At 41.0% G+C, this 23,000-nt stretch carries 25 protein-coding genes; 10 read left to right on the top strand and 15 right to left on the bottom strand.

The features are described from left to right. Positions 1-51: 51 nt before the first annotated feature. The 3 genes from ubiH to AC0KVP_RS11190 all read left to right on the top strand — a co-directional run bounded on the left by ubiH (position 52) and on the right by AC0KVP_RS11190 (position 2,928). The gene (gene ubiH / locus AC0KVP_RS11200) at positions 52-1,260 is read left to right on the top strand and encodes a 2-octaprenyl-6-methoxyphenyl hydroxylase (protein ID WP_473336699.1); all 1,209 of its coding nucleotides are present in this window, start codon (positions 52-54) and stop codon (positions 1,258-1,260) included. Continuing rightward, complete coding sequence (locus tag AC0KVP_RS11195) at positions 1,257-2,501, top strand: FAD-dependent monooxygenase (protein ID WP_473336697.1); 1,245 nt, start codon at positions 1,257-1,259, stop codon at positions 2,499-2,501. The genes ubiH and AC0KVP_RS11195 overlap by 4 nt, the downstream gene beginning before the upstream one ends. Positions 2,502-2,676: 175 nt before the next feature. Continuing rightward, a complete protein-coding gene (locus AC0KVP_RS11190; RefSeq protein WP_004694228.1) occupies positions 2,677-2,928 on the top strand; it encodes a hypothetical protein in 252 nt (83 codons plus the stop codon). A gap of 114 nt (positions 2,929-3,042) precedes the next feature. On the opposite strand, the gene AC0KVP_RS11185 is transcribed toward AC0KVP_RS11190, so the two are convergent. From AC0KVP_RS11185 to AC0KVP_RS11165, 5 genes are all read right to left on the bottom strand, one after another. Beyond that, positions 3,043-3,699, bottom strand: a complete 657-nt coding sequence (locus AC0KVP_RS11185; protein WP_473336695.1) for a DUF2238 domain-containing protein — start codon at positions 3,697-3,699, stop codon at positions 3,043-3,045. Positions 3,700-3,796: 97 nt separating this feature from the next. After that, entirely contained in the window at positions 3,797-5,185 is a 1,389-nt protein-coding gene (gene purB, locus AC0KVP_RS11180; protein ID WP_473336693.1) for an adenylosuccinate lyase, read from the bottom strand. A gap of 57 nt (positions 5,186-5,242) precedes the next feature. Next, positions 5,243-5,974, bottom strand: a complete 732-nt coding sequence (gene hflD, locus AC0KVP_RS11175) for a high frequency lysogenization protein HflD (RefSeq protein WP_004980842.1) — start codon at positions 5,972-5,974, stop codon at positions 5,243-5,245. A 13-nt stretch (positions 5,975-5,987) separates the two neighbouring features. Then, complete coding sequence (gene mnmA, locus AC0KVP_RS11170) at positions 5,988-7,121, bottom strand: tRNA 2-thiouridine(34) synthase MnmA (RefSeq protein WP_005399800.1); 1,134 nt, start codon at positions 7,119-7,121, stop codon at positions 5,988-5,990. Between the two features lie 4 nt (positions 7,122-7,125). Beyond that, a complete protein-coding gene (locus AC0KVP_RS11165) occupies positions 7,126-7,611 on the bottom strand; it encodes an NUDIX hydrolase (protein ID WP_473336690.1) in 486 nt (161 codons plus the stop codon). 189 nt (positions 7,612-7,800) lie between these two features. Here AC0KVP_RS11165 and AC0KVP_RS11160 point away from each other — a divergent pair, with 189 nt between their 5' ends. Beyond that, positions 7,801-8,700 carry a LysR family transcriptional regulator gene (locus AC0KVP_RS11160; RefSeq protein ID WP_473336688.1) on the top strand — a complete coding sequence of 300 codons (900 nt, stop codon included), beginning with the start codon at positions 7,801-7,803 and terminating at the stop codon, positions 8,698-8,700. Positions 8,701-8,719: 19 nt separating this feature from the next. On the opposite strand, the gene AC0KVP_RS11155 is transcribed toward AC0KVP_RS11160, so the two are convergent. Beyond that, positions 8,720-9,229, bottom strand: a complete 510-nt coding sequence (locus AC0KVP_RS11155) for an SRPBCC family protein (protein WP_473336686.1) — start codon at positions 9,227-9,229, stop codon at positions 8,720-8,722. Positions 9,230-9,520: 291 nt separating this feature from the next. Then, positions 9,521-10,198: a hydrolase gene (locus tag AC0KVP_RS11150; RefSeq protein WP_473336684.1), complete on the bottom strand. Its 678-nt coding sequence runs from the start codon at positions 10,196-10,198 to the stop codon at positions 9,521-9,523. Between the two features lie 130 nt (positions 10,199-10,328). Here AC0KVP_RS11150 and AC0KVP_RS11145 point away from each other — a divergent pair, with 130 nt between their 5' ends. Then, positions 10,329-11,225, top strand: a complete 897-nt coding sequence (locus AC0KVP_RS11145) for a LysR substrate-binding domain-containing protein (RefSeq protein WP_473336682.1) — start codon at positions 10,329-10,331, stop codon at positions 11,223-11,225. A 78-nt stretch (positions 11,226-11,303) separates the two neighbouring features. Here AC0KVP_RS11145 and AC0KVP_RS11140 read toward each other — a convergent pair whose 3' ends face one another. The 5 genes from AC0KVP_RS11140 to AC0KVP_RS11120 all read right to left on the bottom strand — a co-directional run bounded on the left by AC0KVP_RS11140 (position 11,304) and on the right by AC0KVP_RS11120 (position 14,992). After that, positions 11,304-11,840, bottom strand: a complete 537-nt coding sequence (locus AC0KVP_RS11140) for a gamma carbonic anhydrase family protein (protein ID WP_473336680.1) — start codon at positions 11,838-11,840, stop codon at positions 11,304-11,306. A gap of 99 nt (positions 11,841-11,939) precedes the next feature. Further along, the gene (gene dacC / locus AC0KVP_RS11135; RefSeq protein WP_004694204.1) at positions 11,940-13,088 is read right to left on the bottom strand and encodes a D-alanyl-D-alanine carboxypeptidase PBP5/6; all 1,149 of its coding nucleotides are present in this window, start codon (positions 13,086-13,088) and stop codon (positions 11,940-11,942) included. Between the two features lie 117 nt (positions 13,089-13,205). Continuing rightward, entirely contained in the window at positions 13,206-13,592 is a 387-nt protein-coding gene (locus AC0KVP_RS11130; RefSeq protein ID WP_039889732.1) for an MCR_0457 family protein, read from the bottom strand. A gap of 192 nt (positions 13,593-13,784) precedes the next feature. Beyond that, a complete protein-coding gene (locus AC0KVP_RS11125) occupies positions 13,785-14,159 on the bottom strand; it encodes an MCR_0457 family protein (protein ID WP_087010636.1) in 375 nt (124 codons plus the stop codon). 311 nt (positions 14,160-14,470) lie between these two features. After that, on the bottom strand, positions 14,471-14,992 hold the full coding sequence (locus AC0KVP_RS11120) for a MerR family transcriptional regulator (protein ID WP_473336678.1): 522 nt from the start codon (positions 14,990-14,992) through the stop codon (positions 14,471-14,473). A 233-nt stretch (positions 14,993-15,225) separates the two neighbouring features. Between AC0KVP_RS11120 and AC0KVP_RS11115 the strand changes: the two genes are divergently transcribed. Beyond that, entirely contained in the window at positions 15,226-15,990 is a 765-nt protein-coding gene (locus tag AC0KVP_RS11115) for a COG4705 family protein (protein ID WP_473336676.1), read from the top strand. 184 nt (positions 15,991-16,174) lie between these two features. Here AC0KVP_RS11115 and AC0KVP_RS11110 read toward each other — a convergent pair whose 3' ends face one another. Further along, positions 16,175-16,450, bottom strand: coding sequence for a putative quinol monooxygenase (locus AC0KVP_RS11110; RefSeq protein WP_473336675.1), 276 nt, complete (start codon positions 16,448-16,450; stop codon positions 16,175-16,177). Between the two features lie 8 nt (positions 16,451-16,458). Next, positions 16,459-17,613: a catalase family protein gene (locus AC0KVP_RS11105; RefSeq protein WP_473336673.1), complete on the bottom strand. Its 1,155-nt coding sequence runs from the start codon at positions 17,611-17,613 to the stop codon at positions 16,459-16,461. 247 nt (positions 17,614-17,860) lie between these two features. Between AC0KVP_RS11105 and AC0KVP_RS11100 the strand changes: the two genes are divergently transcribed. The 4 genes from AC0KVP_RS11100 (at position 17,861) to AC0KVP_RS11085 (ending at position 21,805) form a co-directional block, all read left to right on the top strand. Beyond that, positions 17,861-18,565, top strand: coding sequence for a DUF1003 domain-containing protein (locus AC0KVP_RS11100; protein WP_473336672.1), 705 nt, complete (start codon positions 17,861-17,863; stop codon positions 18,563-18,565). Between the two features lie 472 nt (positions 18,566-19,037). Then, positions 19,038-19,808, top strand: coding sequence for a 5'/3'-nucleotidase SurE (surE, locus tag AC0KVP_RS11095; protein WP_473336670.1), 771 nt, complete (start codon positions 19,038-19,040; stop codon positions 19,806-19,808). A gap of 153 nt (positions 19,809-19,961) precedes the next feature. Continuing rightward, entirely contained in the window at positions 19,962-20,780 is an 819-nt protein-coding gene (locus AC0KVP_RS11090) for a peptidoglycan DD-metalloendopeptidase family protein (RefSeq protein ID WP_176537436.1), read from the top strand. Between the two features lie 95 nt (positions 20,781-20,875). Further along, positions 20,876-21,805, top strand: coding sequence for a LysR family transcriptional regulator (locus AC0KVP_RS11085; protein ID WP_010326350.1), 930 nt, complete (start codon positions 20,876-20,878; stop codon positions 21,803-21,805). 212 nt (positions 21,806-22,017) lie between these two features. Here AC0KVP_RS11085 and rsmI read toward each other — a convergent pair whose 3' ends face one another. Beyond that, the gene (gene rsmI, locus AC0KVP_RS11080; RefSeq protein ID WP_473336667.1) at positions 22,018-22,863 is read right to left on the bottom strand and encodes a 16S rRNA (cytidine(1402)-2'-O)-methyltransferase; all 846 of its coding nucleotides are present in this window, start codon (positions 22,861-22,863) and stop codon (positions 22,018-22,020) included. Between the last annotated feature and the right edge of the window lie 137 nt (positions 22,864-23,000).

Raw genomic sequence — 23,000 nt, 5'->3', positions numbered from 1 at the left:
ATAGGTATTTGAAGTTTTTTACTTTAGGTACGCCATAAAAAGGATAGAAGCATGCAACAAGAAGTCATCATAGTCGGTGGTGGTATGGTCGGACTGAGTCTGGCGTTGATGTTAGCCAAACAAAACATTGCGGTGAAGCTTTTAGAGGCAATCAAATACCCAAATTATGATGATGTAAACCTTGCGCCATACCATTCTAGCTTTGATGCACGAAACAGCGCACTGTCGCGTCGTACAGTTCAAATTTACCAAGAACTGGGTTTATGGAGCGCGTTACAAGAACATGCAACACCTATTTTAGAAGTGAATATCACCGAACAAGGTAGCTTTGGGAAGGCACGACTCAAAGCAGAACAAGAAAAAGTCGAAAGCTTTGGGCAGGTCATAGAAAACGCATGGCTCGGTCGTGTATTACTGACAGAAGTTCAAAAGCAACCATTCATTGAGCTAATTGATGGTGTACAAGTCACTCAACTGACCCAAGATGCTGATATGGCATACATAGAAGCGAGTCGTGGAGCAGAACAATTGTCACTCCAAGCACAACTTGTCATTGCTGCAGATGGCCGTGATTCATTCTGCCGTAAAGCATTAGGGATAGGTGCTTCGGAGCATGATTATGACCAAGTCGCTATTGTGACCACGGTACAAACCTCAAAACCACATCACCATGTGGGTTTTGAGCGTTTTAGTAGCTTAGGGCCATTGGCACTGTTACCTCTTCCAGGTGAATACCGCCGTTCAGTGGTCTGGCCTGTGAAAAAAGGCACAGAAGGTGAATGGTTGGGCGATGAAAATGACCAGCATTTCTTAGATGCTTTGCAAGAAACCTATGGCGACCGTGCAGGAAAGTTCCAAAAAACAGGTAAGCGTTTTAGTTTTCCATTGTCACAAGTGTTAGCAGAAAAGCAGGCCGTAGGACGGGTGGTGTTAATGGGCAATGCCGCGCATACCATTCACCCCGTTGCGGGGCAAGGTTTTAACCTGTGTATGCGAGATGCACACGTCTTAGTACGCTATTTGACGGAGCAAATTGCGCAAAATGCAGACTTGGGCGATGCCGTAATGCTGCAAGCCTATGAGGCTTCACGTTTGACCGATCAACAACGCGTAATTAAGTTCTGTGATTCGGTGGTACGAGGTTTTAGCAACAGCAATCCAATCTTAAAGTTTATTCGGAATACTGGTTTGGTCGCGTTTGATACGATTCCAGGCATTAAACCGCTCGTTGCCAACTATGCCATGGGGCTAAAAGCATGAGTCATGTTCAAACTGATGTTTTAGATGTGGTGATCATTGGCGGTGGTTTGGTTGGTGGACTGACAGCTTTGCTTTTAGCGCAAGGCGCTGTGCAAGCTACCGTACTGGATGCTGCACCTATTTTGGATGAACAAAAGACCTTAAGTGTTGCAAACCCACGGGTTTTGGCACTCAGTCAAGCGACGATACACCTACTTAAAACCGTTGATGTTTGGGACAAAATTGCCCGCCAGATGCCGTATAGCGGCATGCAGGTGTGGAATAAAAATGGCTATGGTGAAATTAACTTTGGTCATGAGTCCAAGCAGGAACCACAAGGCGAACAAGCACTCGGTTCTATGGTTGAGCCAAGTTTACTTAATTTAGCGATTCAACAGCAGATGCTTGCTGTACTCAACGATTACCGAACTCAGGTTAAAGTTGCCCGCGTCGAAGAAGGTGTTGGGCTATGGTATATCCATTTGGCAGATGGCACGGTGTTGAAAACCAAACTGGTGATTGGTGCAGATGGTGCAAACTCTTTTGTACGGGAACAAGCGTTTATCGATATCGATGTGCTGGACTACAAACAGGCTGGTTTAAGCTGCGCCATTCGTACTGCACAGCCTCATCAACACGTTGCACGTCAGATTTTTTTAGAAACGGGGCCTTTGGCATTTTTACCAATGGCGAGTTTAAAGCCAGAGCAAGCAGGGCATTGGCAGTCTATCGTATGGACGCTCCCCGATGATTATGCAGAAGAATATGCTGCACTTTCAGATGCTGAATTTACCCAGCTATTAACGCGAGAAAGTTATCACATGTTAGGCGAAGTGTTGGAGGCGACACCTCGTGCCACTTTCCCACTCAAAGCACGTACTGCACAGCAATATGTTAAAGCAGGCTTGGCTTTAATTGGTGATGCGGCTCATGTGATTCATCCGTTGGCGGGGCAAGGTGTGAATATTGGTTGTCTTGATGCGGCTGTACTGTGTGACGTATTACTACATGATCTAGCGCGTGGCGTGTGGGCACATGAGCAAACACTGAAGCGTTATGAACACCGCCGTAAAGGACAAAATGATGCCATGATGCATAGCATGTCTGCCATCGGTTGGATGGAAACCACACAACTCTTTCCTGTGGTGTGGGCCCGAAACTTTGGTTTGAAACAGGTTGAAAAACTACCTGTATTAAAAGATGCTTTTATGGCACAGGCCAATGGTTTAGGGTTGCTCAAAGAGACGCGTTATGCTGTCTAAGAAAGGAAGTGTTAATTTTTAGCCAGTCGTAAAATAAGATTACGATTTTGATTAAAAAAGATACGATTTTCCGTTGAATAAGACTATGCGAAAGGCTGAGAGCTTGTTAAATTTCAACATAATTGGAAACCAGTAATTCATGGGAACCTAAAATGTCATTTGTGGGGAGATTAAGATGACTGATTCAAATGATTATGATGATGTAGAAGACTCAGCAGTCGACGAAGACGAAGCTCAAGCAGCGGAAAAAGGCGCATCAGATTCTTCTGATAATGCTGCAAGCGATGGTGATGTTGCCGAAGCTGAAACACTGACGGTGACTGCAAAATTAAAACAACGCCAAGCACTTGAAGACGAAGTTGCGGCATTCCTTGCTCGCGGTGGCCGAATTACTGAAGTGCCAACAGATGAGTCTGCGAAAGACTAAGAGTTAAAAACACCACGCCTGACGTGGTGTTTTTTATTGTATTTTTAAAGCTGATGCACAAATCACTTATACTTGAATGAGTCCTGTCGTTATTTTTTATGGTAGACAAAATGACTACTTTTTCAATAGACAGGCTATGCCTGTGATGATTGCGCCAACGGTGGCTAAAAGCATGTCTTGGTGCGCGTCCCAAATATCACCTTGTTGCCCATTGTAGTTTTCAGCATCTTCAGGTGATAACCCCATCGTAATAAACCATTCAATCCATTCGTAAATGAGGCTACTTGCCATCACAAATTGAATGACTAGCAAGAATAGGGTGAGTTTAGAAAGTTGGGGTAACCACACTTGAAACAGACGATAGAAAAATGGGTAGAGCAGTAGACCGTACGCTAAATGTACAAAGCGATCATACATATTACGTGTCCAACCTAAACTCTGGTTGAGGTTTAGGTTTAAATATTGGATTGACCATTCATTATAGGGCACATAAGAATATAGATAATGCGCACCGAGTATATGAATCAGCAAAAACCCAATATAAAGCATAAAGCTGATTAAGCTGAGCCCCATTTTATAAAGACAAATGATCAGCGTCACCAACATGAATACGGTTCCGACCTGATGCAAAATATAAGAGCTGAGTTCAAGGGGGTGGATCGATGCGAAAGCAATGGCGACTGCTAGTACAATGAGCGCAATCCAATGCGGCTTTTTCAGTTGATAGTCAATGCGCGCTTTCGTTGTTGTACTTTTCAGGATTGTCATCATTTTTATTGGTTTTTCAATTATGCATATAGTAGATTCTTGTTTGCATTATAGATAAAAAAGCGAAGCCGAAGCTTCGCTTTTTGTTAATTTCTAAAAATTAGATTTTAGAAATTAAGTCAGCAACTTGTTTTGCTTGTTCAGCTGCATTACCTGTATAGGTTGCAGGTGTCATTTCCGCTAAACGTGCACGGTCAGCAGCAGGAACAGCTTCAAGTTCATTACCATTCACGAAGTCAACCATCATGTCACGTGTCATGGCTTGACCACGAGTTAATGCTTTTAGTTTTTCGTATGGTTTTTCAACGTTGTAACGACGCATTACGGTTTGAATTGGTTCAGCTAGAACTTCTTGTGCATTGTTTAAGTCTTCATCAATACGTGCAGCATTGAGTTCAAGTTTACCAATGCCTTTTGAACAAGCTTCAAAAGCAATCAAGCTTTGTGCAAAACCAACACCCATGTTACGTAGTACAGTTGAGTCCGTTAGGTCACGCTGCCAGCGAGAAATTGGAAGTTTTTCGCCAAGGTGTGCAAGTACAGCATTGGCTAAGCCTAAGTTGCCTTCTGAGTTTTCGAAGTCAATAGGGTTTACTTTGTGTGGCATCGTTGAAGAACCCACTTCACCATCTTTAAGTTTTTGCTTGAAGAAACCAAGTGAAATATAACCCCAAACGTCACGGTTAAAGTCGATCAAAATCGTGTTGAAACGACGTAAAGCATCAAACAGTTCCGCCATGTAGTCATGTGGCTCAATTTGAGTGGTGTACGGGTTAAAGCTTAGACCTAAAGACTCAACGAATGCTTGTGAGTGTGCAGGCCAGTTGATGTCTGGGTAAGCAGAAAGGTGAGCGTTATAGTTACCTACAGCACCGTTGATTTTGCCTAAAAGTTCAACTTGTTTGAATTGTTTGATTTGGCGCGCAAGACGATAAGCTACGTTTGCCATTTCTTTACCCAAAGTGGTTGGGCTTGCCGTCTGACCATGTGTACGAGACAACATAGGTTGGTCAGCATGCTTTTCAGACAATGCCACGATTGAGTCAATGATTTGCTGCATAGATGCAATCAATACATCACGACCACTTTTCAGCATTAATGCATGAGACAAGTTGTTGATGTCTTCAGACGTACATGCAAAGTGAATGAATTCACCCGCATTTTTAAGCTCTTCGATGCCTTCAATTTTTTCTTTCAGGAAGTACTCAACGGCTTTAACGTCATGGTTCGTGGTACGTTCGATATCTTTAATACGGTTGGCGTCGTTTTCAGAAAAGTCAGCAACAATTGCATCAAGTGCAGCATTGGTCTCAGCACTGAAAGCAGGCACTTCAGTGATTTCTGGACGGTTTGCAAGCGCTTGTAACCAACGCACTTCAACAGTCACACGAGCATGGATTAAACCAAACTCAGAGAGGAAAGGACGAAGCGCATCACATTTGCTAGCGTAGCGTCCATCTAATGGAGAAAGTGCGGTTAAAGCGTTCATAGCGATTCCTTAAACTTTGGAATTAAACGTAAAACTAAAAAGCCCGTCGATCATGTGTTAAATCACCTGATACTGTAAACGAGCGAGATCTTGAATATCTTTAAGCAACTTGCGTTTGCTAAACACCATGCCCCATGAACTTCCACCGAGCTGACGCCATAAATGTGCCATTTGTAAGCCAGTGAAGAGGGAAGCACGAATGCGGTTGGTATGCGATGAATCTTTAAATGCTTCTGCATTACCTCGCACCATAATGCGTGGGTTAATTTGTCCTGCGGTGTCGACGTAGGTTTGCGCGAGGTTGGCAATGATGCTTGGATGTAAATAGTTGTTATCGAAAAAAGAAAGCTGTCTTAAGATTTTTTGTTGGGACTGTTCAATAATTTCAACGAATTTGGGGTTGCTATACACTTTCTTTTCGAGTTGTAAGAGTGCCATGGCATAGGTCATGGGAAGTTTAGCAGTGGATAATTTGGGAATTCGAGTTTTAGGTGAGGTATTAAAGGGTTGGGTAATGCTACTTTCTAAAGTTTTTAGTCCTAAGGAGATGTCCGCCAGCTGATGAAAGAAGTCTAAAGTTTGTCCGCTTTGGTTGCCCTTCGGTCGGATATTTAAACTGGCTTTAATCAACTGCTCTAAATAGAAGTTACCGCTTTCCCCAATACTTTGTTGACCGCTCAAGGCGGTCATATGCGTCAGTTGCGCGGACTGAAAAACAGCCGCCAACGCCAAAGCTCGGTTTTGACGTTCGTTCAAAGTTTGAGGCTGTTGAAACGGTAACTCAGCCATGTCTTAAAATCCTTTAAATAAAATCAGGTTTAGGCGCATTGGTATGATGAATCACGCCACCGCCTAAACAAACTTCACCTGAGTAGAATACGACACTCTGACCCGGAGTTACGGCACGTTGGGGTTCATCGAACTCAACACGTACGCCACCTGGGGTAGTCGGATCATTAAAGATCACACAATCTTGGTCATCTTGGCGATAGCGCGTCCGTGAGGTACAACGGAAACCTGTTTCAGGAATCTGCATTTCACCTGCGACCCAGTCAATCGTTTCACTCCAAAGTGTAGTACTTTGCATGAGTGGATGTTCATGACCTTGACCAATCACCAAACGGTTGTTTTCAATATCTTTGTGTAGAACGAACCATGCGCCTTCAGCCACACCTTTCAAACCACCAATACCAATACCACCGCGTTGACCGAGCGTATAGTACATTAAGCCGTGATGTTCACCAACCTCTTTGCCATCATCTAAGACGATTTTTCCAGCTTGTGCAGGCAAGTATTGTTTTAAGAAGTCATTAAAACGACGTTCACCAATAAAACAGATGCCCGTTGAGTCTTTTTTCTTCGCTGTGACTAGGTCATATTGTTCCGCAATTTTACGTACTTCAGGCTTTTCAATTTCCCCTACAGGGAACAACGTCTTATTAATTTCACGGCCATGTACAGCGTGTAAGAAATAGGTCTGGTCTTTGTTTTTATCTAAACCACGCAGTAAAGGTGCGTATTCCTCACCTTTAGAGTTGGTCATAGTTTCGCCGCGACGTGCATAGTGACCCGTCGCAATAAAGTCTGCGCCCAGTTGCATAGCATGATCTAAGAACGCACGGAATTTGATTTCTTTATTACATAAAATATCTGGGTTTGGAGTACGGCCTGCAGCATATTCCGCTAAGAAATGCTCAAATACACGATCCCAATATTCCATAGCAAAGTTGGCGGTGTGTAGTTTAATCCCTAGTTTATCACAGACCGCTTGAGCATCGGCTAAGTCTTCCATCGCCGTGCAGTATTCCGTACCGTCATCTTCTTCCCAGTTCTTCATGAAAAGACCTTCAACTTGATAACCTTGTTGAAGAAGAAGAGCAGCAGAAACAGATGAATCTACACCACCCGACATACCGACGATGACACGTTGTTGCATAGGACTAGGCATCCAAACTTGAAATAAGGGGAGAATTTTGATGCTCATAAACGAGCGATAAAGGATATTTTTGACCCGCGAGTGCGTCTTGAACTGCTTTAATCACCAATGGACTACGTGCACGGGCCGTTTCGAGTAGTTCATCCAAAGTCATCCATATTGCACCCACGATACCTGTATCGAGTTCAGCCGTTGGATTGTGATGAAGTGACTGCGCTAAAAAGCAGAAACGATAATACGTACGGTCTGGAAACATGGGGGGGGTATAGGTATAAATGCCCAATAACGCATCTATAGACACTTCATGTCCAGTTTCTTCCATAGTTTCACGAATGGCAGCTTCGATGAGTGTTTCACCTGATTCAACATGGCCAGCAGGCTGGTTAAATACAGTGTGTGTCACACCCGCAGTATGCTCTTCTACAAATAGAAATTTTCCGTCTTTTTCAACAACAGTTGCGACGGTGACGTGAGCTGTCCAAGCGGTCATGTAAAAGCACCATGGGGTAAAAGGAGTATTCTACAAAATTTAGGCGGTGGTGGCTATGTTGAATGTTTTTTTCTTGAAGATGAATATGCTCAATATGATGATTAGCTGATTTTTAAACACTTTTGCTAGGTATAGCGAATAAGGCTTTCTATCTTATAATGAAAATAATAAATTTAAGGCCCTCATATCATGAAGCATGATATCCAAAATTTAGATCTAAACTTACTGAAAACCTTTGATGCACTTTTTGATGAGCGTAGTGTAACGGGTGCGGCCAAGAAGTTGTACCTCACTCAGCCTGCTGTGAGTGGAATGTTACAGCGACTGCGTGACTATTTTGAAGACCCATTATTTACCCGTTCTCAACGGGGAATAAACCCAACTTTAAGGGCATTAGAGCTTGCACCAGTCGTTAAAAATATTTTAAGTGATATTCATACTTTACTTAAACCCAGTATTTTTGAGCCAAAAGAGGCTGAGCTTACGCTACGTATTGCAGCCACAGATTATGCCTTAAAGACAATATTGGTAGCTTATATTGCTGCGCTGAGACGCTCAGCACCTAAAGTTCAAATTTCGGTGGTTTCTGTACACAATGATGAGATATTTACTCAATTAGAACGTGGTGTTATTGATTTCGCATTAATTACACCAGAACATGCACATTTAGATTTACATACTTACGATTTATTCGAAGAACACTATGTTTGTCTCATGAGTGATCAACATCACATGGCACAAAATAAGCAATTGAGTATTGATAATCTTTGTTCTGCAGACCATGCTTTGATTTCTCATGATGGAGGAAAGTTTGTTGGGGTGACTGACTTACAGCTTAAAGGATTAAAAAAAAGACGACAGGTGATGTTGTCGGTGAATAGTTTTTTAATTTTGCCTGAGATTTTGAGTACTACAGACTTAATCGCTGTTGTACCGTCACGTTTAACTCAGAATCTGCAAGGTTTTAAAGTTTTTGAACCTCCTTTAGATATTCCTCACTTTACTAAAATACTGGCTTGGCATGAACGTAACCACCGTGATGCAGCCCAGCAGTGGTTACGGCATTTATTAATTGAGACAGCAAAGTGAGGTTTGTGCTGAGAACCCTCTAAATTTTAGCTTTTGCTATTTTAACTAGGCCGTCTAACCAGTCTTGATGTCCATTTAGCATCGGGTTCGGTTTAGTTTGTGCTAATTCTTGAGCTGGTCGGCCTATTTGGGTTTCTTGAGTCAAAATACGGACGCGGTTATGAGGAAGGTCTTCAATCAGCCAAGCATGGTGGACATCCAACCGATCGCTAGAATCTGGTTCACCTGCCCAGCCATGCCATGCGATTCTAGCGGGTTGATGATCTTTAGGCAGGGCATACTCAACGACCTGAGCATTGACTGGAAAGCCAAAAGTTTTAAAGAAAAAGACTAAGTTTGGTTCTAAACATTCTGCGCCATTCAAATCAATATCTGAGGAGTTTCCATAATATGAAGGCCATAGATGCGCATTGACTAAAAAAGGCCAAATATCTTGAACGGATAAGTTTGAAACAATCACTTCATTAGAAACAAAGTTATCGGTATGTCCAGGGAGGTAATTTTCAGGCCAGTGGATTGCGTTAAGCATGTTAAATCCTGTTGTTTTCTAGGATTCAAATGATCTGCTTTTCTCCTATATAATACTAATTGTATTCTTTAATTTTAATTATACGTTTTTTTTATATCTAAATAGTGCTCATTTTAATGCATTTTTTATTTTAAGAGTTTGATAAATATGTAGTTTTTTCTATTTGTTGAAAATGAGTGACTTAGACATAAACTCCAGTTCAGTAAAAATAGGCACCTATTAATGAGATGCCTATTTATTTTCAATTTAGCTTTAAAATGTTAGAGGTGGTTCAACCTTGATCATTTTAGATTAGTGACTTGAGTCTAAAACTTCTTTATTTTGAACCACTTCTTGCGCTTTCACATAGCTTTCCATTAGCAAAGCATAAGCAGGAAAGATTTGGGTGTAGACTTGTGCCCATTCTTGCGCATCTTCACGGTTCCATGTTTTTTGGATTTCAGAAGCAACAGCTGCAGTATCCATCGGTACAACACCGGCTTGAACCACACGAGCAAGGGTAATTTCCTCCGCCATTTTGGTATATGTACCTGACGCATCAATAACTGCAAAAACTTTAAAACCTTCAGCAACCGCACTAATGGCAGGGAAAGCCATACATACGCTAGTAATGGTTCCTGCAATAATTAACGTCTTTTTACCTGTCGCTTTGACTGCATTGACGAAGTCTGGATTATCCCATGCATTAATTTCACCTTTACGCGCCACATACTGTGCATGCGGTGCATTTTGGTGTATTTCTGGAATTAAGGGGCCATTTGGACCTTGAGGAACAGACGCTGTTGTAATCACAGGAATATTAGCTAGTGATGCAATTTTTGCCAAAGCAGCTGCGCGTTGACGTAGTTCTGGCATAGGCATGTCGCCTACAGTTTGAAATAAACCACTTTGATGGTCGATCAATAACATAACTGAATCTGTTGGATCGATGACTGGACGTTGACCATTGAAGTTTGCTGGAGTAGACATTGTTATTACCTTTAGTACTGATTAATTTGTGACTCCTATATTAATTTCATGACAAAGGTTGAAAAATATCTAATATGAGAAACATTGTCATGTATAAAGAACAGTGTGGTTTTAAGCGGGGGATGATTAAATGAAAGATTTCAATGACCTTTATTATTTCGCCAAAGTGATCGAGTACGGTGGTTTTTCCGCGGCCAGTAATGAACTGATGATCACCAAATCATTACTGAGTCGCCGAATTGCCGAGTTGGAAAACCGTTTAGGGGTAAAGTTACTCAATAGAACCACACGCAGTGTGTCCGTGACGGAAGTTGGAAAAGTCTATTATCAGCACTGCCAAGCCATGATTATTGAAGCAGAAGCGGCGGATGCAGCCATTGAAATGCTCAGTTTGGAACCTGTAGGCACAGTGAAAATCTCATGTCCCGTGAATTTACTGCATCTGAATGTCAGTACCATGCTAAATGATTTTCTAAAAAAATATCCCAAAGTCCGTTTGCACGTCGAAGCCACCAATCGAAAAGTGGATTTGATGAATGAACGTTACGATCTGGCAATACGAATTCGACCCTTACCCTTAGAAGACAGTGGGTTGGTGGTCCGTAATTTGTCGTTATCAAGACAGTTTATTGTGGCGAGTCCACAATTGGCTTATCAGCAGTTTTCGATCCAACATCCCAAAGAGCTGAATCAGTGGCCAGTGTTGATGATGGAATCCTTTGTACCTGAATATCATTGGAAATTATTCGATGAACAGAACGAAGCTTATGTATTGAAATGTGAACCAAGGCTGACTACAACCGATCTTAACGCATTGCATTTAGCGACTTTACAAGGTCTTGGGATTGCCAAGTTACCAGAGCTGATTATTCATAATGATTTAAAAGAAGGCCGTTTGGTCAAAGTGATTCCAAGCTGGGAGCCAAAACCCGAACTGATTCATCTGGCTTATACCTCGCGACGTGGCTTATTACCATCGGTAAAAGCTCTAATTGATTTTTTAGTGATCGAGTTTGAGAAGTATTAATCCGCAGATTCAGTATTTGTGAAAGTAATGCTTGTTATACGAGCTGATGTTAAAAGGCGAGCAAAATGCTCCCAATGATTATGACTCTAAATAATGCCCCGATACTTTGACATAGTTTTGTGCTGAATACGGTAAGAATGCCAACTCTTTTTCTGTGAGAGGACGAACTTTTTTGGCAGGACTACCGACATATAAGTAGCCACTCTCAAGCACTTTCCCTGGCGGAACTAGTGTTCCTGCGCCAATCATAACATCGTCAGGAATGATGACATCGTCCAAAATAATGCTATTGATACCAATCAAAACACGGTTGCCGATGGTGCAGCCATGTAAGGTGACATGGTGACCAATGGTGACATCTTCACCAATAATTAAAGGCGAGCCATTTGGTTTATCTGCTTTTTTATGACTAACATGCAGCATTGCATGGTCTTGTACATTCGAATTTTTACCAATCCGAATATGGTTTACATCACCACGAATCACGGCAAAAGGCCATACAGAAACATTTTCAGCCAATATAACATCACCAATCACTACCGACATTTCATCGATATAACAGTTGTTGCCAAGCTGTGGCGTGCTGTTCAAATAAGGGCGAATATTTTTAGCCATGTTGGTGTTCTGCTTTTATGTAGGTGTCCATTATAAAATAAAAAAGCACCCAGACCGAGGTGTGTGTGGATGCTTTAACTTAAGTCTAAGTATTACTGCTTAGAATAAGTTTGAGAAGAATTGTTTGATGTGGTCAAGCATACGTGCAAAGAAACCTGCTTCTTCAACATCTTTTAGCGCAACAAGTGGTTTTTCAGCAATCACTTTACCATCAAGGCTTGCTACATATTTACCAACCACTTGACCTTTTTTCAAAGGTGCAGTCAGTTTCGGTTGAACCACCAGTTGTGTTTTGATTGCGTTGGCTTGGCCTTTAGGCATAGTCACGTTGAAGGTTTCAGCTAAACCAATTTGTACGTCACTTTCTTTACCAAACCATACTTTTGATTTTGCTAAAACTTGGTTCGCAGCTTGAACATTTTTAGTTTCAAAGTTGGCATAACCCCACGCTAAAATTTCACGTGTTTGCGTTGCGCGTTCTTGCATGCTTGGCGCACCAAAAATCACAGAAATCAAACGCATTGGGCCACGTTTAGCCGAAGTTGTTAAGCAATAACCCGCTTCGTCAGTATGACCAGTTTTTAAACCATCGACACTTGGGTCAGTATAAAGCAGGGCATTACGGTTGCCTTGTTTGATACCGTTAAAGGTAAATTCTTTTTCAGAATAAATCGGATAATATTTTGAACTGTCGTGAATGATGTGCTGTGCAAGCGTTGCCATGTCTTTAGCAGTCGAGTAGTGACCTTCAGCAGGCATACCTGTTGAGTTCATGAAGCTGGTATTGGTCATGCCGATACGTTTTGCTTCAGTGTTCATCATATGAACAAAAGTACCTTCGTTCCCAGCAATGTGCTCAGCCATGGCCTTAGATGCATCATTACCTGATTGAATGATAATGCCGCGTAACATCTCTAATGCAGTCGCAGTACCATTTAATGGCACATACATACATGATTCTGAACTACTACCACGACACCAAGCAGACTCGTTCATCCGAACTTTTTCATCTTCGGTTAGCTCGCCCGCCAACAACTTTTGCTCAATAATGAAACTCGTCATCATTTTTGTCATTGACGCTGGTGCTAATTTTTCATTTTCATTTTTAGATGCGAGGATTTGCCCAGTCTCATAATCCATCAGCACATATGATTTATTATTTAGTTCTGGTGGTGAGGATAAGACAGTTGCTGCAAATGAAATGCTTGGTACGAGTAATGCCGCAGCAAGGGCGCTTTTTTGAATCATTCTAAGGGGTTCCGATTTCTTTAGTATAAGCACGAGAGCTTTGCATTTTAGGACAAAGTTCTGCCGACTTCTACGGGAGAAATCGGCTTATTTCAAAGATATTGTAACCAATTGGTATTATTTGCTGTAAGTACTCAATTCTTTACAAATTTCTTGGTTTTTCGCTTTACCTGCTTTTTTCGCATCGGCTTGAGCTTCGGCTAAAATAGGCTTAAATTTTTTCTCTTTGCTGAGGTTTTTAAGGTATTCAGTCGGGTTTTTCTGTTGCGGTAGATATTCTTTGGCCAAAGTGTTGTAGCCATTTTCAAACTGACTCTGGTCTGAAACGAGACTTGGACAAACTTCTGATAGGACATAAATTGCAGCCAACTCTTGCTGCGTCACTTGTTGCAGTGGAGTCACTTCAATATTTTCGTCTTTATTGGCCGCATGAGCCGAACCGATAGCAATCAAAGAAGAACCACAAACTGCCAAAATCACTTTTTTCATTACATTTAAATTCATTCTAAACCCTAAGTGCATACATGTTGTTGCCATAATAGGATGAGCTTAAACAAATTTTAAGTAAATGTAAGCGCAAAAATGTATAGAAGCTGTTGAAGTCGCTTCATCGTTTTTACATTTTTCAGTCCAATAAAAAAGGATGAATAACCCCATTATTCATCCTTTCTTTGCGATATAGATGTAGAACTTGAATTAACCTTCAAAGTTTACAACGTCATCACATACTGACTTTTGTTCTGCTTTGTCAGTACCCTTTGCATCTGTACGAGCTTCTTTCAGAATCGACTGGTATTCGCTGTCTGACTGTAATTTTGCATAGGTCATCGACTTATCTGAGTAGTCTTGTAAATAGGTTTGAATTAAAGTTTGAATGTTGCTTTCAATTTTAGGACCTTGACCCACCAAAGCAGGGCAAAATTCGGTCATGACTTGCGCTGCTGCAATATCTTCTTTTACGATGGTGTTGGCTTCTTCTGTGCTTAATCCCTCTAGTGCAAAAGCAGATTGAGAGATCATGATAGTCATGCCTAATCCGAAGAAATTACGTAATGTTAAGCTTTTAATCATTTTTAAAATCACATATTTATGGTGGATGCGGAGACTCAATATATATATTTTCAATTAGAATTCAATGAAAAGTTCTGACCAGTCATTTTTTAATAAAGTTTTTTGTTTTAGACCTTTTAATCGCCAATGATCATCCTAACGACTTCTAATCTTCAGTTTTGGCGGTCTTTAGGATGAGCTGCTTGTTGGTGCAGGAATAATATTTAGGGATAAAAAATGCTTACGATAGGTAAGCAGTGAACTCAATAGCCCTTAGATGAGAGCTATTGGGTTTGATTTTCAAATGTTCAAATATTGAGAGCTAAAAAGCACTATAAGCTTCGAATAGCCGTAATCTCATCTTGTGTCATGTCGAGTGACTCTAAGAATTTTTGATGCTCCTCAGGTTCCATCTCTTCAAATTTTTGATGCCACTTAATCATATCTTCTTTTGATAAACCTGCTGCGATCATAATCTCTACCCATTTGGCTTTATTCACGAACTTTTCCTTTAATAAAATGGACTTTTTCAATAACTCAATGATGGCTTTTTGATGAGCTCTTAAGTTATTGATCTCTTGTTCCAATGCACGAAAATGATTTTCCAAGATCTGCCCTTGGGATATGCTAAGTGGTTCTAAAAGCAAACGAATATCTGAAATGGATAGTCCGTAAGAACGGTAGGAGATGATGCTTTTAAGACGCTCAATTTCACTTTCACCGTACCACCGGTATCCATTTTCAGCGATTAAGCTTGGTTTTAATAAACCCTGTTTCTCATAATAGAGAATAGTCGTTCTGGATAACCCGAGTTTTTTCGCTAAGCGAGATACAGTAAGCATAGTTTCCATCATTCGTTCATTGTTCCATTAAGCTAAACCCTTTACTTATTGACGGGTCAATCAGGTGAATTCAAAAATATCGCAAATAAATTGATGCGAACAGAACATTTGTCATGGCTTATTTTACAGCTGTCTTTACGGGTAGCGAGCGACAACATGATTAGCTGTTTAACGCAACTCAGCTTGGTTTCAGTTGTGAGCACTATTATTCAGCATAGACAAAAGAATAAGGTTTGGTGCGTATCATGACTGAGGAAAAAACACTGCATGAGGTGCTGAGCAAAGTACCTGAAGTCACTTTGCTGTTTTGGATCATTAAAATTGCGGCAACAACACTGGGTGAAACAGCGGGGGATGCCTTATCCATGTCGCTTAATCTGGGATATATCGTAAGTACGGGCATCTTCGCCATTATTTTTGCAATATTCGTCGTAGCACAGATTAAGGCCAAAAAATATAATGCATTTTTTTATTGGTCTACAATTATTGCAACAACAACTCTAGGGACAACTATAGCGGACTATGTTGATCGTACCTTAGGATTGGGCTATTTAGGTGGTAGCTTAATCTTATTCGGCTTACTTATTTTATCTTTATTGGCATGGTACTACAGCAGCGGGTCAATTGCGGTACAAAGTATTCAATCTTCTAAAAGTGAAGCGTTTTATTGGCTGACCATCATGTTTTCCCAAACATTGGGCACAGCGCTAGGGGATTGGACAGCAGATACGCAAGGGCTGGGCTATACCAGTGCAGCACTTATCTTTGGCGGTTTACTTTTATTGCTGACGATGCTTTATATGTGGACCAAAATCTCTAGAACTTTCTTATTTTGGGCTGCATTTGTACTCACGCGTCCATTAGGTGCCGTACTGGGGGATTTCCTAGATAAGCCCATTAGTCACGGAGGGTTGGATCTGAGTCGATTTGGCGCATCCTTTGTTCTATGTGCTTTTATCGTCTTTTGTTTGGTGGCTTTTAAACCCAAAGCAGCAGCGACCGCTCACTAAATAAGATATTAGGTTGAACATCTGCTCAATTCATGATGATCCATACAAAAATCGCTATTATTCATTGTGTTTCTTAGTGCAGAACATTTTTAAATTTTATGATCTGAATAGAGAGGGCTTTCATTTGAGGGCTATTTCAAGTTTTAGTCATAGACCTGTCATTTTATAGCTAGAAACTTAAACCTTATTCACCCTCAGATATTTTGTACTGCCGTTTAATATTTTGCGTTTTCACTCCCCAAATGGACGAGGCCGTTCTACTTTCGTGATGCTTAAAACTTTTCATGCTATCAAACACTTCCTGCACCTCCCAGATAAAAGGGTCGAGGCTTTGCTTGACCTCAAAAGAAATGCAGCCTTCTTCTTGATGAGTTAATTCAATATGCGCTGGAAGGAGTTCTATCACCATATAGACTTCTTCTTTAGACACACAGATTAACAGGCCATTGAGTTTAACCATAGGACTCCTTATTGATCTTCGACATTGTTAGCGTTTGTTTGTTTAGCCGAATTCATCTCATGTCTGACGCGACTAATCTGGTCATATATGACTTTGCGCATTCGGTTTATCGCACCCAGTGGTTTATGTTCAGCTAATGCATGCCATGGTGTAAAGGATAGATTTTCACAAAACTTATTTTGCTCAGGGGTATCAAAAACTTGCTGAGGAATACGAATAGTGGCCACCTTATAGAAAGGGGCTTGGTCTTCTTTCCATTCCGTCATCGAGTCTTCAACAGACATTGAGCTGGATGTCCGAGGTTGTACTAAAAACTCCATGCAGGCATCACGATCTTGTAACGTCGTTCGAAGTGCCGCTCTTAAAAAGTCCTTTTGAGGAGTAGCTGGAATCGGGCTAACAACGCTTGAACATGCACGAGCAGAGTACTTTACTGCTTGACGATGCGTGCCGACTCCTAACTGATAGGGCACCATAGACCAGTATCTGGTTTGCAGCGGATTTGAAATTTTATTTCTAGTGTTCAAGGCAATCCAAGTTCCTTTAGCTCCTAATGCAAAAGGGACATGCAGTTTTTTTAGAAATCGATCGCTATTGATATCTTGCATAAATGATAGATAACCAGCAGGGTCATTGGCAAAGAATACAGGGTGATTGATCATAACGAAATCTTGCGTAGACGCAGGTTCATCTAAAAGGTTTTTCTCTGGCACGGCTAAAAGTTTGATTGCCATGCCACGTGCATCTTTTTTTATATCCGCCTGTTTTGCATTACTCGATCCATTCGAAAAACGAATCCACGCTTGATAAGTTTTTCCCGGAATAAAAACACCATGGGCCATGTTTTGAGGCAATGTCTCATTTATCTTAAATTCTGCGCGTACGCAACCATGTGCTTTAGGATGCGCATCACGTAGCGCGATATCTGTGGCATATTGTTTTCGGATCGTCATTTCAATGATGTTCGCGATTTCCTTAGCGGTGGCGGCCTCATTCGGATAAAGACTTTCATTTAGACCATGATCTACATCTGGGTATATAAAATCTTTAGGAGAAGTCAACATTACAGGTGGTGTATTCGCATCTACGTTAGCGGTGATACCTGTGAGTAATATGGTATGAAAAAGTAGACCTAAACGCATAGGCCTTGCGGAGTTCGGCATTGATTGTCTCCTTGCTCTAAAGCTGGATTTTTTTAATTTTTAGCCTGATGATATGAACTTGTTTAGCCTTATTTAAGACACAGAATCATGATTATATCTGTGGCATTTTTTTATTCATGGCTACTGTCTAGAAAAAACTTAATGAGCAGCTAATCTTAGAGGTGCTGAAAATTTGACATTGGTTTAAAATTTGTTCGATGATGTTTATCTCCCCTAAAACTTATAATGATTATAAAAGAGAACGAGCATGAGCGAAAAAAATCAAAGTCATGAATGTTTAGTCTGTGGGCAGAAATTCCTCATTAAAAACCTCATTCCTATGGGGGCAATACGAAAATCTATTACCGAAGAAATTTCACATGATTTTCCAGAATGGTCGCCTCAAAGTTATATATGCCAAGCAGACTTAACCAAATATCGAATTCAGTATGTTCATTCACTGTTAAAGTCTGAAAAGGGGGAAGTGACTGATCTTGAATATGAGGTGATTAAAAGTTTGCAACAACATGAAGTGATCACCAAAAATGTTGAAAATCAGTTGGATAAAAATTGGACTTTAGGGGAAAGGCTGGCAGATAAAATTGCGACCTTTGGCGGTAGTTGGGCTTTTCTCATGTGCTTTGCGACTTTCCTCGCCATTTGGATTATTGTGAATACAGTGGTTATGGTCACGCATCCTGCCGATCCGTATCCCTTTATTTTATTAAATTTAATTTTATCCTGTATTGCAGCGATTCAAGCTCCTGTGATTATGATGAGCCAAAATAGACAGGAGGCCAAAGACAGATTGCGCTCGCAAAACGATTATAAAATTAATTTAAAGGCAGAGTTAGAAATTCAACATTTAAATGAAAAACTAGATCATCTGTTGATGCATCAGTGGAATAGGTTAGCCCAAATACAAGAAATACAACTGGATTTGTTATCCGAAATGAGTAAAAAACGCGAATAGCTTGGCTCAATATCCAAACACTTAAAAGCATGTTCTGTAATAGTGAGTCATAGCTAGACTCGCTCTCTTAAATTTTTTAACTCATTGCTTTATATTTATTTATGTAAGAGAAGAGTGATTTTACAGAATAAAGAGATCTATATTTTATCTTTTTGAAGGCGTACTCTCCAGTAAACACTTTAAACGTATGCTTAGCTTCTTCTATTTTTAAGCTCTCTCTTTTGTACTCTGCTCATGTAAGAGTAAAGTACTCACCCAGATCAATGATTTCATCTTTTCAGATTGCCTGATCTCAATGTATAGTCTTTCTGCATCGAGGACTCTATGGCTTTTCTTTTCGCTTTAAAGATTTAGTTTTTTCAAGCTACCCGTAAATCTACCTGTTTTAATTGCAGATTAAAAAGACGAAGACGAGTGTCAATGAGATGTATAAGGCTTTTACCGACTCATATAGATTTAAGAAGATCCATCAGTGAATATTTTAATAGCCAATGACGATGGTCTTTTTGCACCAGGTATTCAAGCGCTCGCACATGCTTTACGTCCATTAGGTCGCGTGGTGATCGTAGCGCCCGAAAGTGAACGCAGTGGTTTTTCCAGTGCTTTGACTTTAGATCGACCCTTACGCCCAATCGAAATTGCACCCGACATGTGGGCAGTTAATGGAACACCCGCGGACTGTGTCTATTTGTCCATGAATGGCTTATTTGATTTTGATTTTGATCTGGTTGTTAGTGGCATCAATTGCGGGGCAAACTTGGGTGATGATGTACTCTACTCAGGTACAGTTGGAGCAGCCTTTGAAGGGCGTTTGATGAAACAGCCTGCCATTGCGGTATCACTTGCGGGCCCTGAAGTGCGATCGTACAACCGCCCAGAAGATTATCATCATGCAGCACAGTGGGTGCATGATTTTGTGAAGCAAGGTTTGCCTGCACTACCACCACGCCATATTTTAAATATTAATATTCCTGATGTAGCTGAGTTACAAGGCGCTAAAATTACCTATCAAGGACGTCGTCTGCAGTCTAAGCCGATTAGCAGTCATGTTGACCCACGTGGTCGTCAAGTGTACTGGATTGGGCTTGCAGGTGAAGCAGTGGCAGAACCGAAAAGAGGTTATGATGAGGTAGAATCGGACTTTTTCGCCGTGGCGAATGGTTTTGTCAGTATTACGCCTATTCAGATGGATGCAACCAACTATGAAGTTTTGCATGCATTACAAGGGCAAATAACTGCTTAAAAGACGCTACAGTTGAGCAATACAGGGAATGTATTCAGCTGTTTGTTATAACTTTGTGAAAATACGCGCAGAGATACTATTTTCACAAACTTTTTTGCTAATCTTAGCGCAAATTAAACTGATTATTTTTTGTATTTTTAGAGAGTAAGATAAATGTCTGTGTTGTCTCAAATTCGTTTCATTGCAATTCCTACAGCACTACTGAAAACTGTCGTGTTATCCACTGCTGTAGTTTCAACTGTTATTTTGAGTGGTTGTGCTTCTAAACCACAGGTTAACAATGCAACACGTTTTGCGAAAGCACCAGACTATTATACAGTTCGTTCAGGCGACACGCTGAGCGGTATTGCAACTCGTTATGGGCTGAGTTATACCTCTGTTGCAGACATGAATGATATTGCTGCGCCGTATCGTATTTATGTGGGGCAGTCATTACGTTTAAAAGGCTCGGGTAGCCCACGTACAACCACGACGCAACCTATTACACAAACCGCCCCAATTCAACGTCAAAATGTTGGTCTCCCGAGTCAAAATACGACCACCACAACCACAACAACTCCTGCTAAAGTACCGACCGCACCTGTTGCGAGCTCGAAAAGTTCAACTTTACGCTGGGTAAAACCAAGTAATGGTGCTGTTTTGCAAGGTTATAATTTAGCAAATAATGTGAAAGGTATTCGCTATGCTGGTAATCAAGGTGATCCAATTTATGCAGCAGCAGATGGCCAAGTGGTGTATGCCGCAGACGGATTGAAAGAATATGGGAACTTAATTTTGGTTAAGCATATTGATGGTTATATCACAGCATATGCACACAACAGTGCGATGAATGTGAAGAGCGGTCAAAATGTAACGGCAGGACAGAAAATTGCTGAAATGGGCTCCACAGGTGCAACGCGCACCATGTTAGAGTTCCAAGTACGCTTAGATGGCAAGCCAATCAATCCGACTATAGTTTTACCATTAAATTAAAAAATCTGGATGCAACGCAAAAAATTCACCGTATAATACAATGAGTTGTTTTTATCAAATAGATGAAAACTTCTCATGAATCCAGAGAGAATTTTATGTTAGATCAACTACGGGCAATGGGTGTTTTTGCTTGTGTTGTTGAAAAGAGTTCATTTAGTGGTGCCGCGCGTGAGTTAGGCATTACTACAAGTGCTGTGAGTCAGCAAATTCGTTCTTTAGAGCAAGAGATGGAAGTTGTTCTTTTACATCGCTCAACAAGAAAGTTGAATTTAACTGAAGCAGGCCAGGCTTTTTTCCACAGCTGTCAAGAAATGCTCGCCGCTGCTGAACGTGGCAAAATACGTATCAATGAATTGCGCGATGATCTCGTGGGTGAGCTGCGAATAGCCACTACGCCAGAGTTAGGTGCCAATCACGTGATTCCTGCTTTGTCGCATTGGATGTCTGCACATCGTGGATTATCTATTCATATTGAAGCAGATAATCATTATGTGGATTTGATGAATGGGCGAATTGATATTGCCCTCAGAATGAGCCCAACAGTTGACGATCAAAGCGTACATGTCGTGCCATTGGCGCGCGTGGAACAGATTTTGGTTGCTTCACCGAGCTATTTGAATCAGTCTGCACCAATTTCACGACCTGAAGATTTGAAAAATCATGATCTTATTCCGATCACGATTATGAAAAATAATCATGATTTTGATTTTAAAAATGTGGTGACAGGTGACGCGGTTAAACTTGAGATGAAATCAAGAGTAGCCAGTAATAATATTTTAGTGACAAAGACTTTATGCCAACATGGGCATGGGGTTGCACGTATTTTATATTTGGATGTGCAAAAAGAATTGGTTAACGGTTCTTTAGTGGAAGTTCTTCCAGAGTGGAAGCTCCCTAACTTTACGCTATATGCCATCATTTCAAAGCATGAACAACAGCCGATGAAGATCCATCGTTGTTTGGATGCATTGAAACAATACTTTTGCCAACTACCCGGCGGTCGTATTTATCAAGAAGCAAGCTAATTCGATAGAGATTGTAATTGACGATCAGTCAGTCAACCCGTACAAATGCTTATAAATTTTAAATGACATAACTACATAATTTGAGTTAAGCGGTTCAGATGGATCCGCTTAACATGGAGAGCAGCAGAGAAAGGCCAAAGCACTTAAATCTGCTGTTCTTTATTTTTTTCATTCAAAACAAAATCAATACTTTTATTCTAAGCTATCGAAGCCTATTCAGCCTGACCTTGTGTTAATTCTAAAGCACGTTGGTAAGCAATTTTCTTTTTGATGCCGGTCAAATCAGCCGCTAACTGTGATGCAGCTTTCACCGACAAATCTTGTAAGAGACGCGTTAAAAGCTGGTCGAGTTTTTCTTGTGCCATATCTTTTTCAGTGGTCGCGCCACCAACAATCAATACAATCTCACCTTTTTGTTGATGATGATCCTTTGCAATAAACTCAACCAACTCACCTAATGTCATCTTCTTGATGGTTTCAAAGGTTTTGGTAATTTCACGGGCAAAACCGACAGGGCGGTCAGCACCAAAGACTTTAGCCATGTCACTGACACTGTCTAAAATACGATGTGGTGCCTCATAAAAAATCAGGGTTTGCGTTTCGTCTTTGAGTTTTTCCAAGCTTGCCAGTCGTTGGGTTTGTTTAGAAGACAAAAAACCTTCAAAGCTGAAACGATCACTTGGTAAGCCCACTGAGCTTAAAGCGGCAATCGCAGCACAAGCGCCCGGTACAGGGATTACGCGGATATTATGCTCTTGTGCGGCACGAACCAATTTAAAGCCTGGATCACTGATAAGAGGCGTTCCTGCATCACTGATAAGCGCCATATCTTCACCTTTCAACAAACGCTGAATAAGGATGTCAATTTTGTTGCTTTCGTTATGATCGTGGCATGCGGTGAGCGGTGTTTGAATATTAAAGTGTTTCAGTAATTGTGCTGAAGTTCGTGTATCCTCAGCAGCAATGATTTTGACTGATTTTAGTACATCAATTGCGCGGTAAGTCATGTCATCTAAGTGTCCAATAGGGGTTGCGACTACAAATAACTGGGCACTCATGGGTTTTCTCCGCGCTGCAAAATAATAAAATGATAGGTTGGTTTGAGTGCTTTGATGCATTCAACCGATACCGCGATAAGCATTCTACCTGAATTGTCCGTCGTGGCGTGAGCTAGAATGTTGTCGGCGATGCATTT

It is taken from the genome of Acinetobacter sp. DL27, assembly GCF_055810995.1.
Note: the sequence above shows the minus strand (reverse complement) of the source record. Positions and strands in the feature narration are given on the sequence as shown.

Excerpts from the sequence above, each read along its gene's own strand:
- ubiH (WP_473336699.1), top strand. The coding sequence starts at position 52 with ATGCAACAAGAAGTCATCATAGTCGGTGGTGGTATGGTCGGACTGAGT.
- AC0KVP_RS11195 (WP_473336697.1), top strand. The coding sequence starts at position 1,257 with ATGAGTCATGTTCAAACTGATGTTTTAGATGTGGTGATCATTGGCGGT.
- AC0KVP_RS11190 (WP_004694228.1), top strand. The coding sequence starts at position 2,677 with ATGACTGATTCAAATGATTATGATGATGTAGAAGACTCAGCAGTCGAC.
- AC0KVP_RS11185 (WP_473336695.1), bottom strand. The coding sequence starts at position 3,699 with ATGATGACAATCCTGAAAAGTACAACAACGAAAGCGCGCATTGACTAT.
- purB (WP_473336693.1), bottom strand. The coding sequence starts at position 5,185 with ATGAACGCTTTAACCGCACTTTCTCCATTAGATGGACGCTACGCTAGC.
- hflD (WP_004980842.1), bottom strand. The coding sequence starts at position 5,974 with ATGGCTGAGTTACCGTTTCAACAGCCTCAAACTTTGAACGAACGTCAA.
- mnmA (WP_005399800.1), bottom strand. The coding sequence starts at position 7,121 with ATGCAACAACGTGTCATCGTCGGTATGTCGGGTGGTGTAGATTCATCT.
- AC0KVP_RS11165 (WP_473336690.1), bottom strand. The coding sequence starts at position 7,611 with ATGACCGCTTGGACAGCTCACGTCACCGTCGCAACTGTTGTTGAAAAA.
- AC0KVP_RS11160 (WP_473336688.1), top strand. The coding sequence starts at position 7,801 with ATGAAGCATGATATCCAAAATTTAGATCTAAACTTACTGAAAACCTTT.
- AC0KVP_RS11155 (WP_473336686.1), bottom strand. The coding sequence starts at position 9,229 with ATGCTTAACGCAATCCACTGGCCTGAAAATTACCTCCCTGGACATACC.
- AC0KVP_RS11150 (WP_473336684.1), bottom strand. The coding sequence starts at position 10,198 with ATGTCTACTCCAGCAAACTTCAATGGTCAACGTCCAGTCATCGATCCA.
- AC0KVP_RS11145 (WP_473336682.1), top strand. The coding sequence starts at position 10,329 with ATGAAAGATTTCAATGACCTTTATTATTTCGCCAAAGTGATCGAGTAC.
- AC0KVP_RS11140 (WP_473336680.1), bottom strand. The coding sequence starts at position 11,840 with ATGGCTAAAAATATTCGCCCTTATTTGAACAGCACGCCACAGCTTGGC.
- dacC (WP_004694204.1), bottom strand. The coding sequence starts at position 13,088 with ATGATTCAAAAAAGCGCCCTTGCTGCGGCATTACTCGTACCAAGCATT.
- AC0KVP_RS11130 (WP_039889732.1), bottom strand. The coding sequence starts at position 13,592 with ATGAATTTAAATGTAATGAAAAAAGTGATTTTGGCAGTTTGTGGTTCT.
- AC0KVP_RS11125 (WP_087010636.1), bottom strand. The coding sequence starts at position 14,159 with ATGATTAAAAGCTTAACATTACGTAATTTCTTCGGATTAGGCATGACT.
- AC0KVP_RS11120 (WP_473336678.1), bottom strand. The coding sequence starts at position 14,992 with ATGATGGAAACTATGCTTACTGTATCTCGCTTAGCGAAAAAACTCGGG.
- AC0KVP_RS11115 (WP_473336676.1), top strand. The coding sequence starts at position 15,226 with ATGACTGAGGAAAAAACACTGCATGAGGTGCTGAGCAAAGTACCTGAA.
- AC0KVP_RS11110 (WP_473336675.1), bottom strand. The coding sequence starts at position 16,450 with ATGGTTAAACTCAATGGCCTGTTAATCTGTGTGTCTAAAGAAGAAGTC.
- AC0KVP_RS11105 (WP_473336673.1), bottom strand. The coding sequence starts at position 17,613 with ATGCCGAACTCCGCAAGGCCTATGCGTTTAGGTCTACTTTTTCATACC.
- AC0KVP_RS11100 (WP_473336672.1), top strand. The coding sequence starts at position 17,861 with ATGAGCGAAAAAAATCAAAGTCATGAATGTTTAGTCTGTGGGCAGAAA.
- AC0KVP_RS11090 (WP_176537436.1), top strand. The coding sequence starts at position 19,962 with ATGTCTGTGTTGTCTCAAATTCGTTTCATTGCAATTCCTACAGCACTA.
- AC0KVP_RS11085 (WP_010326350.1), top strand. The coding sequence starts at position 20,876 with ATGTTAGATCAACTACGGGCAATGGGTGTTTTTGCTTGTGTTGTTGAA.
- rsmI (WP_473336667.1), bottom strand. The coding sequence starts at position 22,863 with ATGAGTGCCCAGTTATTTGTAGTCGCAACCCCTATTGGACACTTAGAT.